The sequence below is a fragment of the Frankia sp. CeCAU1 genome (assembly GCF_977971845.1).
This window is the reverse complement of sequence record NZ_CDWWXA010000089.1, coordinates 5109-21618: the sequence shown is the minus strand read 5'-3', so window position 1 is coordinate 21618 and position 16510 is coordinate 5109. Positions and strand designations below refer to the sequence as shown.

Sequence of the window (16510 nt, the reverse complement as noted above, 5' to 3'; positions counted from 1 at the left end):
CCGGTATCCGCTGCCCGATCTCGACCGCGCCTTCAGCGTACTGATCGACAGGCCGGCGGGATCCGCCAAAGCCTTGATCGAAATCTGTCGCGAAGAAGCATGACTGAAAACATGACTGCTATACGGACACATCATGCGCCTATTATCGACGTTTGGTAGCAAGTGATGGCAAACAAGGAATAAGCGCTAAATTAGGCATCAAGCTGTGCTAGAACCATTGCGGAGCGACGCCAGCCGAGGGGCGGGGCGTGACCGTCGGCGCAGATGCACGGACGGCCACGCATCTGTCGTGACGCCGCGGCGCATCCCACCCGTGCACCTGGGCAGACAGGAGGATGGTCATGGCAGCGCCGCGCAGGAGATCTTCTTCGGGATCGGGCCGGACGTCCGCCCGCCGCCGGCAACCGACCCGGTCCCGCCGGGCCGCTTCACGGAGGAGGAGTCGGCGGGAACGCAAACACGTCCATCTCGCCTGCTATCTCGCCTTCGGTGCCGCCGGACTGTGGCTCACCCTGCGGGGCACGTGGGTCGCGCTGCCGGTGGCCCTGCTCGTGATCACCGTGATGTTGGGATTCCGTTGGCCGACGCTCTGCCGGGCCTACCGGACCGACGACGGCATCTGCGAGACCCCGGTCAACGGCTGGCTCACCGGATGCGCGAGTCATGCCCCCTTCAAACGGCGCGATCTGCGGGCGGTCGCCTGGCCGCCGAACCGTGTCTCGCCGTTTCACCCGATCGTGCTCGCCCTGCGGATTCCACCGCGCGAGCCCGAGGCGCAGCCGGACCTCGACGGCGCTCCCCGCCGAGTCACCATGCGTAATCTCGTGACCTCGCTGGTACTCGCCGTCGCCGTGTTGATGACCGGATTCGGCCTCCTGCTCGGTGCGGCATGACCGGCGGGAGCGGGCCAGCCGACGGCTCCACCGGCCGGAGAATGGTCGGAGAACGCGGCTCTACAGTCCGGATTCCCCGGCCAGCATCGCCCGGGAGCTGAGCCGGAAACCGATGGTCCCGTCCACGATCTTTCGGATCACGGTGGCTTTCGGATCCCTGCCGCCGACACCGTCGACACCCAGGGCGCCCGCCAGGGCCCGTAGCTGTGGGACCGGGATCCGGCCCAGGGCGGCCAGGTGCTCCCGGGCTTCCTCCCGGCTCGCGGCGGCGACCAGTGTCGCGTGCAGCTTCTCGACGTCCACGGACGCCGGGAGCCGGGAGCCGTCCGCCGCGGCACGACTGCCCGGGTCTGCTGCCGTGGCCGTGGGGACGACCGCGAGCCGCGCCCGACCCGCCACGAGATCGTCGAGCTGCCGGGCGTCCAGGGTGTCGAGCAGATCGGACACCTGGCGCAGGAGAACAGCCCCGAGACGGGCCGCATCCCGACCCGGGTGGCTGGCGGGCCGACTGTCAGGAGCCATGGTTTGCCGTCCGGATGCGTTTGAGGAACTCCTCGACCAGGCTCTGCAGTTCCCAGGCGAGTTCCCGGCTGAGCTGCTCGGTGAGAATGGCGGGGAGCTGGGCGCGGGCCGCGCCGGCGAAGTGCTTGTTGCTCTCCCGAAGCATCGCATCGAAGACGGGCAGCCCGAGGCTTCTGGTCTGCGCTATGTAGGGCCGCAGCGCCGAGACGGGCTGACCACCGTAGTACTGGACCATTGTGAAGACGACGCCCAGAATCATCGGTTCCAGTTTCTTCACGGCCGGCCGGAGGTCGGCCTGCAGATCAGCGACCTGGTTGAATTCCCAGGTGAACCGGCGCAGCCGGGACTGCAGGTGATCGATTCCGAGGGTGGACAGCTCGTCCGGGCGGGCCGGGATGAGCAGTTGGTCGCTGGCCGCCACGGCGGACCTCGTGATGACGCCGAAGTTCGGCGGGCAGTCGATGAGCACCAGATCGTAGAGCGGCCCGGGCAGGGTGGCAAGCCCGGCCGCGAGACGCAGATAGACGTCGAAGTAGTGGCGTGTTGACCGGTGGATCTGTGCCCCACCCAACCGCGCGGCGAGATCCATCTCGACGTCGCCGAGGGCAAGGTGGGACGCGATCAGGCCGAGTCGGCCACCGCTATGCGCGATGCGGGAGTTCGCCACCGTGGGGGCGGTGACGAGTGCCTCGAGCCCCGGCACCGGCCCGTCCATTCGCCAGGCTTCGAACCACTGTTTGATGGTCCGGCCCTCGGCGAGGTGCGCCCGCCAGTCCTCCGGCCGGTAGAAGGAGAAGGTGAGGCTCGCCTGCGGATCAAGATCGATCAGAAGAACCCGTTTTCCCCAGCGGGCGATCTCCGCGCCGATGTTCGCCGTCAGAGTGGTCTTTCCGACTCCGCCCTTGTAGTTCATGACCGAGACCACTTTCACGGTGTCACCGCTCTTGTGGATGACCGCGATATATTAAGATAGCCGTCAGGTTGGCTTCGTGGACTTCGATGATGTGTCATCCGGCGGTCCCCCTGTCGCGCACTGGCGCCGTCCGTACGCGTGACCCGCGCCGGCCTTCTTCCTGCCAGCACACCACGTGCCGTTGACGCCACTTCCGGGATCCCCTGGACGGGTGAGTGCCGTGCGTGGACATTTGGCAGCCGATGACCATCGATCGTCCAGCTGATCCCACGTTGGGAGGGTCGTGGGAGAGGTCGTAGGGCAGCCAGCCGCGCACCGGCTCCGGACTGCCGCCACGCCGGACCTGGCCGACTGGTGGGTACATCATGGTCAACTCAAGCGAAGTGGGACGGTACCAAGACGAAGGCCCGCAAGTCCGGCCGGACACCCCAAGCCGACCGTTTTCCGTCAGTGCCCCTGCTCACCTGGTGCCCCCGGCCACCGTCTGCGGCATCAGGCCGAGACGAGAGGGTGAGTTTCGGGTGATGCTGGGTTTGACGCGGCGAACAGGCGGTAGGTAATGGCTGTGGTAATCGGCGCACCCGACGCGCGCGGGGCCGGGAGGACCCGGTCCGGCTGTTGGCTCGGCGAGCGAGGAAGCGGTCCGCGGCTACATCCGCGCCGCGACCCGCGCGACCAGTATTGCGGACGAGCTGGCCAAGCTCGAAGACCTGCACCGCCGCGGACTGCCCAACGACCAGGAGTTCGAGCGCGAGAGGGCTAGGATTCTCGCGTGAATCATCATGGTCAAGCGGTGGGGAGCATCCATGGACGGTCTCCAGATTCTCCCGCTGGCAATCACCATGATGATCGGACCACAGATCATGTCGGCGATCATCTTCGTTACCACGCCACGAGCCGGGCGGGTATCCCTGGGGTTCCTGGCCGGTGTGGCGGCCGCGACAGCGACCGGTGTGGCCGTCATGATGGGCCTCGCCGCCTTGCTGGACAGCGCTGTCGACCTGGGCAGTTCGAGGAGTAACGGTTCGGCCGGCCAGATCATCCAGTACGTACTGGTGGGCCTGTTGGCAGCCGCCGCCGTGAAGAACTGGGTGCGGCGCGAAACGGTGGAGCCGCCGAAATGGCTGACGACGCTGATGGCGGCAGATCTGATGAAGGCGTTCCAAGTCGGACTGTTCGTCATTCTGCTGATGCCCTCGGACATCGTGATTATGATGACGGTTGGAATACACCTGCAGCAGAACAACGCGTCCTATGCGGCAGCACTCCCGTTCATCGGGCTGACCGTTACGGTGGCGGCACTGCCGCTGCTTGCCCGACTACTGTTCCATAGACGGGCAGAAGTCGCCGCACCGCGCGTCCGAGACTGGATGAACACTCACAGCTGGCTCATCAACATAATCGTCTGCATCATTTTCATCGCCCTCATCATCGACTGAAGTGGCTGCCTGAGTCCCCGCCCCGGAGGGCGAGCGCCGCACACAGGGCATTCGGCGGATCCGGCGATGAACCCGGTGCTGTGGGGAGGAGGCCATGCCCCGGAGCTGGCGTACGAGTAATAACAATTTTGCGTCGCGGCCGTCCGGCGGCGCTGGCGCTCACCGCAGCGGCGCGCCGTGGCGGCCGATCAGAACGCTCTGTGCGCGCGTCGGGACGGCCCGGGTGCGTGCGGGGCAGTCCCCGGTAGGAGACCTGGCATCCAGACTACATGAGGCGGATCTGATTAACAGGGCGATGAATCTCGCCGCGATGATCATGATGATTTTCTTTCCTTTTGTCATCACGCTGGCGGCGCTGTCGCCACTGCGGCAGGGCGGTGCGGCGGACATAATCATCGCGCGCATGGGGTTGAGCCATGATGCGGCGATGGCCGTGGAACGAATCTTTACCCCGCGGAGCGGAACCGTCCTCACCGGCTGGACAGTACTGGGAGCGCTCTGGCTGATAGTTGGCGGACTGAGTCTGGCTGCGTCCGTCCAGTCCATTTATGTGCGGGTCTTCAGGCTGAAGCCATTCGGGCTACGCGGCCTACTGGCCCAGGTCGGCTGGCTCTGCGGATTGATCTTTTTTCTCGTCGCTACCACGAGTCTCGGGGCGCTGCTCACCGGCACCGTGGCTGGTCAGGTCTGCTACGGCCTGGTAGCCACCGTGATCCTGGTGCTCTTCTTGTGGGTCGGGGTCCGGGTACTCACCATCGGCCGGATGAGCTGGCGGGACTCGTGGCCGACAGCCCTGTTCACGACGATCGGCCTGACTGGTCTGGGTGTCGTCAGCCGGCTGGCATTCTCGGCTTCCATCGTGGCGAACGAGCGCAGCTATGGCGGGATCGGGGTCGTGTTCACCATCCTGTCGTGGCTGATCGGTTTCGGTGTCGTCCTCATCGGGGGGGTAATCGTCGGCACGTGGTATCTCGACACCGAGCTGTCGGTCGCCGGCATCCTCAGAAAGTTTCACATCGGGAGGAGGATGGGCCGAGACCAAGCCCGGAAATCATGAGCTGAGCCGGTGCGCGGATCGGCGCCGAGGGCCACAAGGGCCAATGACGTGTGACCTGGTGTTGATCGTGTCCGGAGGACAGCAGGAGGTGACGCTGTGTGAGTGGCTGATCTGGTCGATCGGCGTCCTGCCTGTCTTACCCTGGGTTCAGGGGTGCCAACGGTTCAGGGGCGCCAACGGTTCAGGGGCGCCAACGTCGCCTCCACAGGGTCCAAGCCGGGCACCCGCATCGGCCGCAATCCGAGCCGGGCCGGTAGTGCTCGTGGTCATGACGCGCATGGCCGCAGCGGCAGCGCAGGATGAGTAGACCGCGGATCGACCTCACAGGGTCACCTCCGTCCGGATGGGAGTAGCTAAGTGAGCTAGATAAGTGAGTTAACTGCCTAAATGTCGCATATGGGCTGATCTGCTGGGTGTGTCTAGACGTTCGGGCGGAGATCGTCCAGGTCGTCCTTCCCTGCTGGCCCGGGGACACCCGCCTGGCCCTCGTCCACGACTCGGCGCCTTCTGCGCGTGACCACCCCGCGACTCGGCCCGGCTACGATCGGGTGGCACGAGGAACGTCCGTGACGGGGCGGTTTATCGTCTCCAGGTCCTGAGCGCCATAGCAAGCGACCCATCGGGAGACGATAGGGATCATGAGAATCTCGAGCGGGACCGGGGCATCGGGCACCTCGGCCGGGCGCCCCGCCGACGGGCGGCGGGGGGGGAACGCGCTGCCCGAGGCGAACGAGCGCGCCGTCATCCGGCGCCGGTGGTGGCCACGCCCGGCGGTGCGGCCGGAACCCGGGCGGCCCGGCGCCCGCCGGGGCCTGTCCGCCCGGTCTGGTCCGGTCGGTCGGGGGTCAGCGGCCTCTCCCGTCCCTCCCGCACAGCCTGCCCCCCAGGCACCGCGTGCCCCGTCTGCCTCACAGCCGTCGTCTGCCTCACAGCCGTCGTCTGCCTCACAGCCGTCGTCTGCCTCACAGCCGTCATCTGCCCCGCCGCCGACGACATCACCCGGCGCCCGTCCCGGCAGGAAGAGCGGCCGGATGCCCGTGCTGCCCCCCTGGAAACAGCCGTGGGCGCCTCGGATCGCCGCGCTGCTGGCCCTGGTTGTCGGCCTGGTGGACGTCATCTCCGCGGTCACCCCGGAGTGGCGCTCCCGCCTGGAGGACCTGCGGGTGCTCCTGCCCCCGGCGGCCTCCCAGCAGGCCGCCGCGTTCACCGTCGTCGTCGGCATGCTGCTCGTGCTGCTGACGCCGGGGCTGCGCCGCCGCAAGCGGCGGGCCTGGCGGGCCGTGCTGGTCCTGCTCGGCGTGAGCATCGTGCTCCACGTTGCCAAGGGTCTGGACTACGAGGAGGCGGCCGGATCGGCCGCGCTGCTCATCGCCCTGCTGCTGGTCCACGGGGAGTTCCGGGCCAAGGGCGACCCGTCGACGCGTTGGCGGGCGCTCGGCGTCGGCCTGCTGCTCACCGTCGTCTCGATCGGGATCGGGTTCCTGCTGCTTTATATGCGTCAGGACCGGATCGTCGGCCCGCATTCGCTGTCCGCCCAGTTCGAACAGATCGTCGAGGGACTCGTCGGGATCCCCGGTCCGCTACGGTTCACCTCCGACCGGTTCTCCGACCTCCCCGCCCGCGTGCTGCTGACGATGGGCCTGTTGACCATAGTGACCACCGGCTACCTCGCGCTGCGACCGCCCGAGCCCCGGCCCCGGCTGACCGACTCCGACGAGGAACGGATACGTGCCCTGCTGGCCCGGCACGGCAAGGCCGACTCGCTGGGATACTTCGCGCTGCGGTCGGACAAGTCGGTGATCTGGTCGCCGACCGGCAAGGCCTGCGTGGCCTACCGGGTGGTTTCCGGCGTGATGCTGGCCAGCGGAGACCCGCTCGGTGACCGGGAGGCCTGGCCGGGGGCCATCAGGGAGTTCCTGCGTGAGGCGGCTGATCATGCGTGGACGCCGGCGGTCCTCGGCTGCTCGGAGGCGGGTGGCTTCGCCTGGACCCGCGCCGGGCTGTGCGCGCTGGAATTCGGTGACGAGGCCATCGTCGACACGGAGTCGTTCACGCTGGAGGGCCGGGCGATGCGTAACGTTCGCCAGGCGGTCGCCCGGGTGGAACGCGCCGGCTACACCGCGGTCGCGCGGCGGGTCGGCGATCTCGCGCCGGCCGACATCGCGCGGCTGAAGGCACAGGCCGCTGCCTGGCGGGGTACCCAGACGGAACGGGGCTTCTCGATGGCGCTCGGCCGCCTCGGCGGCGGCGCGGACGGTGACTGCGTAGCCGTGATGGCCTTCTCCCATGACGCGGGTCCCCATGACGCGGACGACCCGGTGAACGGTGCTCCGGGCCACCCGGCGAACGACACGACAAGCGGCATCGGGGACGGCGCGTCGCATGCCGACGCGGCCGGCACCGAGCCCCGGCTGCGCGCCCTGCTGCATTTCGTGCCGTGGGGCCCCAACGGCCTGTCGCTGGACGCGATGACGCGGGACCGGACCGCCGACAACGGGCTGAACGAGTTCCTCATCGTCAGCGCCCTGCGCCAGGCCCGCGAGCTGGGCGTCGAACGGCTGTCGCTGAACTTTGCGTTCTTCCGGTCCGCACTCGAACGCGGCGAGCGCCTGGGCGCCGGGCCGGTCATCCGCTGCTGGCGTTCCCTGTTAATATTCTTGTCCCGCTGGTTCCAAATAGATAGCTTGTACCGGTTCAACGCCAAATTTCAACCCACCTGGCAGCCCCGTTATATCTGCTACCCCGCCAGTTCCGAGCTACCACGGATCGCCTTGGCGATGCTCGAAGCCGAGGCCTTCCTGGTCTGGCCCTGCTGGCGCGACCATCTATCCGGGCTATCCCGACTATCCCGGCCTGGAACGGCAGGCCTCCATCACCGTGCCCGAAGAAAGGACACCTCGACCGGCCCCGGGCCGGGCTGACCATCACCTTCAGTCCACGTCGTCCATATTGTCCATATTGTCCACGCCGTCCACGCCGTGGACACACTCGCAGGGGAGTGTGGATTTGGGGTCTCTGGTCGTCATCGGGAAGTGGTTCCTGCTGTCCCTGGCGGGAATGTCGCTCGCCTGCTGGGCAGGCTGCGGGTGGCTGGCCCACCGGCGCCGGGCGGGGCATCGGAACCGGGTGGGACGCCCCGCCGCGTTCGGGATGGGCATCCTCGCCATGCTGCTCACGTTGGTGACGGCGGCGGATCTGGTCAACGCCTACTACGGCTACCTGCCGCGGGTCGACGACGTCATCGGGGTGAAGTCCTGGCCGACGGGGTCGGCGCGGGAGGCTGTGGCGCCAGCGCCGCCGCACCCGGACGGATCGGTTATCGACCTGTTGGTCCCTGGCACGCACAGCGGGTTCGGTGTGAAGGAGGCAAAGCAGGCACTGGTGTACCTTCCGCCCCAGTACTTCACCGAACCGCACGTCCGGTTCCCCGTCGTCTACCTTATGCACGGCTCGCCGGGGGTGCCGGTCGACTGGTACCGGGCGGGCCGGGCCGCGCAGGTCGGCGCGCTTCTCGCCGGGGTCGGCCGGCCCGCGATCCTCGTCGCCCCGCGCCTGAGCCACGGTTGGCTCGACGACAGCGAATGCGTCGACCGGCCCGGCGAGAACATCGAGACCTATCTGATCGACGACGTGATCTCGACGGTCGACCGGCGGTTGCGCGCCATCGCGGACCGAGCCGACCGGATCTTCGTCGGAATGTCCGCCGGCGGGTTCTGCGCGCTGAACCTCGGGCTACGCCACCGTGACCTCGTCGAGACGATCATTGATATGTCCGGGATGTCGAAACCGACCCACGACGGTGGGATGGTCGGCCTGTTCGGGAACCGGCCCGATCTCGCTCTGTTCGTGGCGGCGAACACCCCGGCCCGGTACGCGGCGACGCTCCCACCGTTCCCGCCGATGCGGGTGTGGCTGGACTGCGGGCATGGCGATCATGAGGCGTTGGGCGACACGGAGGCGATGGCCCGCGCCCTGGGGCAGCGTCCGGGCTTCGACGTCGTGCTGCGGCTGCGCCCCGGCGGCCACGACTTCGGCGTGTGGCGTCCGGCGCTTCGAGACAGCCTGCTGTGGGCGGTACCGTCCGACGTCCGCCCGGCGTGACCGTCCGCCCGGCGCGACCGTCGGCACATCTGGTCGGCCGCTGCGGTGCCGGGAATGACAGCGCCGGGCGAAGACATTCTTCAGATGGGCCCTGCTTCTCGTCAGGCGGGAGTGTTCCGTGGCGTGCTCGATTCCAGGCCGGGGCGATCAGCGGGGATGGGCCGCGCCGGCGGAGAACATCCGAGGTGGACCGGGGGCCGGAGTCCCATGACCGTCCGCACACCGGCCCCCGCCGGAGGTGACGACGGCCCTGCCGGCGCGGAGCACGTTCACGGGGCCGAGGGCGCCGCCAGCCCAAACCCGGGCCGCCCGTGGTCGGGCGTGCGGCGGCTGCCGGTGACCGTAGGCCGGTTCCCGGTGACCGACTCCTTGCTCGGCGCCCTCGTCGCGGCGCGGGTGTTCCAGTACGTCGACCCGGCCACGGCGACCCGCTGGCAGTGGGCCATGAGCACAACCTTCGACCAGATGCGCCACCATCCCCTCGGGGTGCTTGTGGGCAGTATTCCGTGGCTGCCCGAGGGGCCGTTGGCGCCGTGGCTCATGTTCGCGGGCCTGGCCGTGGGCGGCTTGGAGGCGACGGCGGGAGGCGCCACCGCGCTGGCCGTCGTGCTGGGTGGGCATGCCGGGGCGACGTTGATCTCCCAGGGTGTGCTGGACCTGCGGGTCGTCACCGGCGGGTTGCCGCGGACCGCTCTGCACGTCCTGGATGTCGGGCCGAGCTATGTCGTGGCGACTGCCCTGACCGCGCTCGTGGTGCTGCCCTCCCGCCGGTCGCTGCGCGCTCTGGCGTCACTGACCTTCGTCGTCGTACTCCCCGTGATGACGAAGGGGGTGAGCCGTGGGGAGCTCGACGCGGTCGGCCACACGGCGGCCCTCGCCCTCGGTGCGCTCGCGGGGCTCGCGCCACCGGTGCGCCGCCGCGCCGCGGCGCGGCGGGACACCGCTCGGTGGGACGCCGCCCGGCGCGGCTGGTGGGACGTCGGGGGGAACAGGAGGGCGAAGTCCGGCCACAAAGCGCGGTTTGGTGTGCGAAGATATCGTTGGATACGTGGACGGCGCGAGTCGGGTCTTGATCTGCATTTTTAGTGTGTGCCGCTGATCCGAAACGCCGGCACCAGCGGGCATGATGGTGGTAGCGTCCTGGCTGTCCGGTGCCACCACGGTCTGCTCGTCCAGTGCTCCATCGCAGGGCTTTCCTGTCTCATCGAACCGCCAAAAAGGGTCTCGTCATGTCATCAAAGGGAAGATTTTCCTTCTGACTCTGGTGCAGGCAACAACATTCTCAATCGCGGCTGGTTACAACCGTGACCAGTTGTTCCTTTGACGGAAGAGGAGCCAAGCGTGGCAAGTGTGATCGACGGCATCTACCGGATCAGCATCGCCGGGCAGCAGACCCTCACCGACCTGGGCGGGGGCAACCTCGTCCTTCTGCCTGACGGCAACGGCGGCGGGCAGGTGTGGCAGGTGCGGCGCGCCAACGACGACACCTACACGATCCGCAAGCCGTCCGGCGGGGCTTTTGTGAGCTTCGATGGTGACCCGGACACATTCGAGCGGGTACGTGTGCTCCCGGAGCCGCGTGAATGGAAGATCGCTGATGGTCCCCAGTCGGGTACCTTCACCATCGGTGTCCCGGACAATGAACTGACCCTGGGACTTCACCCGGCGCTCATCTACCCGCCGCTGGTTGCCCTGTCACCTATCTTCAGGGAGGACAGGGGCTGGATTTTCGAGGGCGTCGAGTAGTCGAGTAACCCGTCCACCCGGGGCCCGGCCCGGCCGGTGAACGAGGCCCTGCGCCGATGGCAGGGGGAGCCGGGCACCGTGCCGCGGATGGCAGCAGTTCGACCATCCGCGGCGCGGCGCATCGGTACATCGGTACATCGCGGCCGAGAGCGAACCGGACGAACCGGATAGAAAGGATTGATCGGACAAGACCGCTGGTCGGTCACCTCAGCTGCATCCTCTCGGTGGCGGCGCCGAATGCGGGCCCGATCCGCGATACTTCTGTAGGATGACCGATTCTGTCCGGCCTGCCCGGCGGGGAATGCAGGCTATCCTCGGCGACCGTCTCTGGCAGGCGTTGTTGTCATGCGGTTCCCGGTGCCATTTCCGGTCGCGGCAGGTGCTGCTGCGTCAGGGCGATTCAGATGATTTCCTGCTTCTGCTGACCACCGGCCGGGTAAAGGTGGTGCGCGTGGACGCGGAGGGCTCGGCCCTCCTGCTGGCGCTGCGTTCGCCCGGGGACATGATCGGTGAGATGGCGCGAATCGGAACCGGACGCACCGCCACGGTGCAGGCGATCGATCGATGCGAGGCGCATCGGGTCTCCGCCGCCACGCTCGACTCCTTCCTGCGGCGGCACGGTGTTCAGGGAGCGCTGGCTGACTACGTGGTGAGCAAGCTGTCCGAAACGGTTCCCTATCAGCATCAGCTCGTGCATTTCTCGCCGCGGCAGCGGGTCGCCCGCCTGCTGTTGGAACTGGTCGCCCTCGCCGGACCGGAGCTGCCCGATCCGATGCGGGTGCCGTTCTCGCTCGATGCCGTCGCGGAGTCCCTGGGGCTCGCCCGGAGCACGGTGGCCGCACATGTGGCGGCATTGCGAGAGGAACAGGTGCTGAGGCCGGGGCCACGGCTCGCGGTGGCGGATATCTCACGGTTGCGGGCCGAGGTGGGCATCACGACCGGCTGAGCATGCCGGTCTGGCCCGGCGGGCTCCAGGTCGTCCGCTGGTTCTCCGTTGACGGGAGCCGGTGGGCCGACGAGATGTGGTCCGTGCCACCGTTGAACCGTCCGTCGATGGACGTTTTTGTCACTCTTCCGCCGCGACGCTGAAGAACACGGGCACGACATCCGTGCTCTCCCGCGAACGCGAAGGATTCAGCGATGGCCTCTACACCGGTCCATGGCGGCACCGACAGCATGGCAATGCCCCCTTACCGGGCCCTGCTCGTCGTCGACATCAAGGATTTCAGCGGCTACCCCGGACGCTGGCACGAGGACATGACGCGGGCGGTGCCGGACATCCTCACCGGAGCGTTCGCGCGTTCCGGCTGGTCCGAATCACCATCGATGGAACGTTTCTCCGACACCACCGGCGACGGGTACGTGCTCGGCTTCGAGCCCTCGATGCTGCCGTTGCTCGTCCACCCGTTCCTGGACAACCTCCAGCAGGAGCTGGAGTACCGGAACAAGGTCGCGCACGTCGCACCTGCCGCGGCCGACCGGCCGCTGCGGATGCGGGTGAGCCTGCACGTGGGATCGACGACCGATTCGGGGATGAACCGGTTGGGTGACGGCAGCGGTGCGGCCCGTATTGCCCTGCACCGCCAGCTTGACGCCGCCGCGGTACGACACCTGCTGGAAGACTCGAATCCCCGGACGACCCTGGTGGCCGCGATCCTGTCGTCACGGACCTACGAGGACGCCGTGCTCAGCGGCTACAGCGGGCTGGACGACTCCTTGTTCGTGAAGGCCCCCGTCGAGGTGAAGACATACCGCGACGAGGCGTACCTGTATGTGCCGAGACCGTCGGGCGGCCTGCTGCACCGCGGCTTCCGCGTTCCCGAGGTTCTACCCGCACCGTCGCAGGCGGTGGCCGAGGCTTCCACGCCATCGGACCGTAGCCGAGCCGACCTTGGGCAGAGCGGCGTTACCAGAAATATCAGCGGTATCAGAAATATCGGTGGTATCAGCAACGTCGGCGGATCGGTCCTCGGGGATAATCGGCCGCAGACGCACATGGGCATCGGTGACATCAACACCTCGTCTGGTCCGATCCGCACAACCCGTAGAGATACCCACGCCCCACGCGGCGACCAGCAGATCGGGCCGCGTACCGAGCACCATGGCCCGGAACACTATGGCCAGGGCCACCAGTTCGCCGCGCCGCTCGACCGCCCTAATTTTGGTGATTCTAACTTCACGCAGGGATCCCCGACCCCGGCCCCGGACCCCGGAGCCGTGGACGAAAAGGGGACTTCGGGCGTGGAGGGCGCACACGATGACTGACATCCGGAGTCTTATGCCTGGCGCCAGTCCAGCGGATGAAACCTTGCCGCACGAACCGCCGGGTAATGTGCCCCCGGACGAGAAAGCAGCCGGCGCCGGCGCAGCGGCCGCCGCCGCCGAACCACCGGGGGCCGGGAACACCGGTAATGTCAGCGGGGCAGGAAAATCCGGTGGAGCAGGCAACGTCGGCGGCTCGGTAAGTGGTGACAATCGGGCGCAGACCCATCTGGGAAACGGCGACATCAAGAATATTGTGAATCTGATCGACCTGGCAAAGAAGCGAGTTCGCCGGCCCGAAGCCATCTCCGGCGCGACTCTTCGCGAGCTGAGCGGAGTGTTCGTTCGGCCCACCGGCTTCGCGGATGCGGCGGAAAAGATAGAAAAACACCGCCTGGTGCTGCTCTCGGGATCCCCCGGAGACGGCATCCACGCCGCGGCGTGGATGCTGGTGGCTGGAGCCGGTGGTGCCAGGGCCGGGACGGAGAGGATTGAGCGTATTCCCGCCGATGTCGAGGCAGACGACGAGCCGGACATTCCCCAGAAAGCGTTGGACGATCAGGCGCGGTATCTTCTCGACCTGTCCGAATTGATGCCGTCTCGCTCCGAGGAACTGGCGAAGCGGCTTGAGGCGCTGCGGGACGTCGTTGCCGGCTCGGCCCGCTATCTGGCGGTCATTCTTCCAGCGGACTCGGTGAGATGGCTGCCGGCCGAGCTGCGGCGACTCGTGCCCGAGATGAGCCGGCCGGACTGGCGTGCCGTGCTGCAATCACACCTCGCCGTATCCATGCAACCAAGTGCGCCTCCTGATCTTGCGACGATAGTAAAGATTATCGAAAAGTCTGCCGATCTCGCCGATCTCGGGGCCGCCACGCTGTATCAGGTGAGCCGGGTGGCCGTAGCGTCAGCGAAACTCCTGGGTATGCGTCCGGGCGCGGCTCTGCCGGACTGCCTCCGGTTGGCCTGGCGGGAGGTCAAACGGCAGGACAGCGATTATGGGAAGGAGATCGACTGTCTGCTCGAGAACGATCGGACCGGCATGAACGCTCTCCTTCTCATCACAGCGGCCATGCTGGAGGACGCGGATCGGGACCTGGTGTTCGTTGCGCAACGGGAGCTCGCCCGGGCCGGTGAGTTTCGCCTTCCAGATGACCACGCGTTGACCCGCCCAGGTTTTCTGGCCCGCCTGGGAGAGATCGGTGTCGTCCGCGACGAGCAGAGACCGATCCGTTTTGAGAAGACGGGATTCGGCGCGGCCGCGCGTCACTATGCCTGGGACAACTACCCGACGTTGCGTCCGGCCTTTCTCGATTGGGCGGAACGGCTTCCCTTGCCGCCGGGGATCTTTTGGCCCAACGAGGTTCTGACGAGGTTCGCGGAACGGTTCACCGAGGAGTCGTTGCGGAGTGATCGAGCCGATGATGCCCTGGATCTTGCGTATCACTGGATCGGTCGCCGTCGGGTCGCCGCGATCCCTGCGTGCTTGGGCCTGCTTACGAAGGGCCTGGAGGAGGGAGCGGAGGGAACCGGCGGCCGGAAGTTCCGGCAGCGGATCCGTGTATGGTCGGAGGATCATCGGCTGGACGCCTACCTGGCGCGTATGTGTATCGAGCTCTCTGGTAAAATAATATATGATATATATCCGTTTCAGGCGTTGACCCGGCTGCACAACTTCGCCGCGCATGAGAATCCGCAGGTTGCCAGCGCGGCCATCGATGCCGTCGAGACCCTGGCAAGCGCTGACCGGGACAACTATCGCTATGTGCTTGGCCGGTCCGTGAGAGCGCCCTATGCCGTCCGCGGATCGACGGGGAACGCGGAGGTTTTTCTGCGCCTGGTGTCGGCCTCTCGGTTGTATGCCAGGGACGCCGTCGGATGGCGGCCTGTCGACGATCCCGAATGCGGGGAGCTTTTCCGTGGCGGGTGGATCCTTGTGCTGGAGGCCGATGCGCCGCCCTCGAAGGAAACGATCGGGCTGGTCCATCTCTGGCTGGATGACGTGGTGCAGGGTGTTGGGCGGGGGCCGACGATTTTACCGGACTTGCTCGTCGACGCGCTGCGTGACCGTTTTGATCTGCTTTCATCGCTGCGGGCGATCCTCGGCCGTTGGGTGGATCGGCCGCTGGGGGATTCGACGGCGCCCGACCAGGCCGCAGTTCGCACCTATCTCCTCGACCGGATCGATAAGGAGCTCTTCGGGGAGGATGTCGGCTTGCGTCCGCCCTCCTCGCCAGGTGACACCCAGCCGTCGCCCGCCGCCGGACGAGAGGAACAACGATGACCAGGAGGACGAGAGGAACAACGATGACCAGGAGTCAGTGGGTCTTCTTCGTCATGAACCTTTTCGGTCTCCTCGCCACGCCGCTTCTTCTGGGGTGGATCGTGGGCGGGCCGTTGTTGATCTGGGTAGTTCTTGCGTTCGCTCTGACAGGAGTGACAGTCGTCCAGGCGTGGCCGGTGCGCAGGATTCTGGATACGGAGAAGGCTCCTCCGTCGCCGGTGGTAGTCCCTACGATGGCGATGACCCCGGTTCCCGTCGTCTCCGACGAGTACCAACGCGAGCTGGAGAGACGGCGTGATCTCGCTCGGGTGTTCTCTGCCGCGGACTCGGCGGCGGTCTGGCACCTGGCTCGCGGCGATGCGGATATCGAGGCGACAGGCCGGGCGATGCCCGTGCTGGACTATCTCGTCTCGGTGATCAGTCCAAAGGCGGAGAGCCGATTGCCGAGGCCGCGGAAGTGGGAACACGCTGTGGACGACGACATGACCTTCGAAAAACATGCCGAGGCGATCATACAGGAAGTCCTCCCAGATCCAGCGGACGGCAGGCGAGGCGACCTTGCCGCGCAGCTCGGAATCGTGCTCGACAGATGGAACACATCGGGGGAGTTCGGCAAACTGCTGAAGCAGCTGTATCCTGCCTCCCAGGACATTTTGTAGTCGATGGACCACCTTGATCACTTCTGGCTGCGGCGGAAGCGTGGCCTGCCCTCGACGGATGCCGGCGACACGCCGGAGGCATCCGAACACGCAGCAGCGCTCGCCTGGGCCGGGTGGATCCGTCAGGAGGCGGACCGCGCCATCTCCTCCTGCGACCCGGCAGCTGACGTATATCACTCCGGACGAGGCGCCGTTGTCAGAATTGGACCGATTCATGCCGAAGGGCATGACCGCCTACCACCCACCCGGCAATTACCATGCGTGGTGGGAGTCCGTGAACCGCGAACCTCAACATTCCGCATCTCCCTTTCCAGCGGGTGTATAGGAGTTGGAATCTCCTCTTCATCCCGCTAAGGCCACGCTCCGTAGCTGGCTGATCGTCCAAGTCGGTCGATGATCCGTTTGCGGACCTCGTCGAGCACGCTAGTCTCTGTTGCCGATAGTAGCGATTCACTCTCTCTCGGTTCTGGAGGAAGCGTGGACAAGTCCGTGAGGCGGAAAGCCGCGGTTGTCGCGGTGTCTACGGCGGCGGCAGTGTTCGTCACCGTGGGGCCGGCGGCTACGAGCGCGCTGGCGTCGAGCTATCTCGGTGGCCCGGTGGATGAAAAGATCGCCAAGGATCATTGGGGTAAGGACC

General features: G+C 66.9%; 13 protein-coding genes. 11 read left to right on the top strand and 2 right to left on the bottom strand.

What is annotated here, in order from left to right; translation table 11 throughout:
- Window positions 1–341: 341 nt before the first annotated feature.
- Window positions 342–893: a hypothetical protein gene (locus tag AC08OO_RS15645; RefSeq protein ID WP_476610558.1), complete on the top strand. Its 552-nt coding sequence runs from the start codon at window positions 342–344 to the stop codon at window positions 891–893.
- A gap of 60 nt (window positions 894–953) precedes the next feature.
- On the opposite strand, the gene AC08OO_RS15640 is transcribed toward AC08OO_RS15645, so the two are convergent.
- A complete protein-coding gene (locus tag AC08OO_RS15640; RefSeq protein WP_476610557.1) occupies window positions 954–1415 on the bottom strand; it encodes a hypothetical protein in 462 nt (153 codons plus the stop codon).
- Window positions 1405–2346, bottom strand: a complete 942-nt coding sequence (locus AC08OO_RS15635; RefSeq protein WP_476610556.1) for a ParA family protein — start codon at window positions 2344–2346, stop codon at window positions 1405–1407. Before AC08OO_RS15635 ends, AC08OO_RS15640 begins: the two co-directional genes overlap by 11 nt.
- Window positions 2347–3134: 788 nt before the next feature.
- Here AC08OO_RS15635 and AC08OO_RS15630 point away from each other — a divergent pair.
- From AC08OO_RS15630 to AC08OO_RS15585, 10 genes are all read left to right on the top strand, one after another.
- Window positions 3135–3767 (top strand): GAP family protein, encoded by a 633-nt coding sequence (locus tag AC08OO_RS15630; RefSeq protein WP_476610555.1) that lies wholly within the window; start codon window positions 3135–3137, stop codon window positions 3765–3767.
- A 295-nt stretch (window positions 3768–4062) separates the two neighbouring features.
- Window positions 4063–4824 carry a ribonuclease BN gene (locus AC08OO_RS15625; protein WP_476610554.1) on the top strand — a complete coding sequence of 254 codons (762 nt, stop codon included), beginning with the start codon at window positions 4063–4065 and terminating at the stop codon, window positions 4822–4824.
- 1031 nt (window positions 4825–5855) lie between these two features.
- Window positions 5856–7745, top strand: a complete 1890-nt coding sequence (locus AC08OO_RS15620) for a phosphatidylglycerol lysyltransferase domain-containing protein (RefSeq protein ID WP_476610553.1) — start codon at window positions 5856–5858, stop codon at window positions 7743–7745.
- 79 nt (window positions 7746–7824) lie between these two features.
- The gene (locus AC08OO_RS15615; RefSeq protein WP_476610552.1) at window positions 7825–8925 is read left to right on the top strand and encodes an alpha/beta hydrolase; all 1101 of its coding nucleotides are present in this window, start codon (window positions 7825–7827) and stop codon (window positions 8923–8925) included.
- Window positions 8926–9282: 357 nt separating this feature from the next.
- A complete protein-coding gene (locus tag AC08OO_RS15610; RefSeq protein WP_476610551.1) occupies window positions 9283–10011 on the top strand; it encodes a rhomboid-like protein in 729 nt (242 codons plus the stop codon).
- 255 nt (window positions 10012–10266) lie between these two features.
- Entirely contained in the window at window positions 10267–10671 is a 405-nt protein-coding gene (locus AC08OO_RS15605) for a hypothetical protein (RefSeq protein WP_476610550.1), read from the top strand.
- A gap of 268 nt (window positions 10672–10939) precedes the next feature.
- A complete protein-coding gene (locus AC08OO_RS15600; protein WP_476610549.1) occupies window positions 10940–11617 on the top strand; it encodes a Crp/Fnr family transcriptional regulator in 678 nt (225 codons plus the stop codon).
- A 194-nt stretch (window positions 11618–11811) separates the two neighbouring features.
- Complete coding sequence (locus AC08OO_RS15595) at window positions 11812–12936, top strand: hypothetical protein (RefSeq protein WP_476618691.1); 1125 nt, start codon at window positions 11812–11814, stop codon at window positions 12934–12936.
- Window positions 12937–12979: 43 nt separating this feature from the next.
- Window positions 12980–15214, top strand: a complete 2235-nt coding sequence (locus AC08OO_RS15590; protein ID WP_476610547.1) for a hypothetical protein — start codon at window positions 12980–12982, stop codon at window positions 15212–15214.
- On the top strand, window positions 15211–15873 hold the full coding sequence (locus tag AC08OO_RS15585; RefSeq protein ID WP_476610546.1) for a hypothetical protein: 663 nt from the start codon (window positions 15211–15213) through the stop codon (window positions 15871–15873). Before AC08OO_RS15590 ends, AC08OO_RS15585 begins: the two co-directional genes overlap by 4 nt.
- Window positions 15874–16510: the final 637 nt, after the last annotated feature.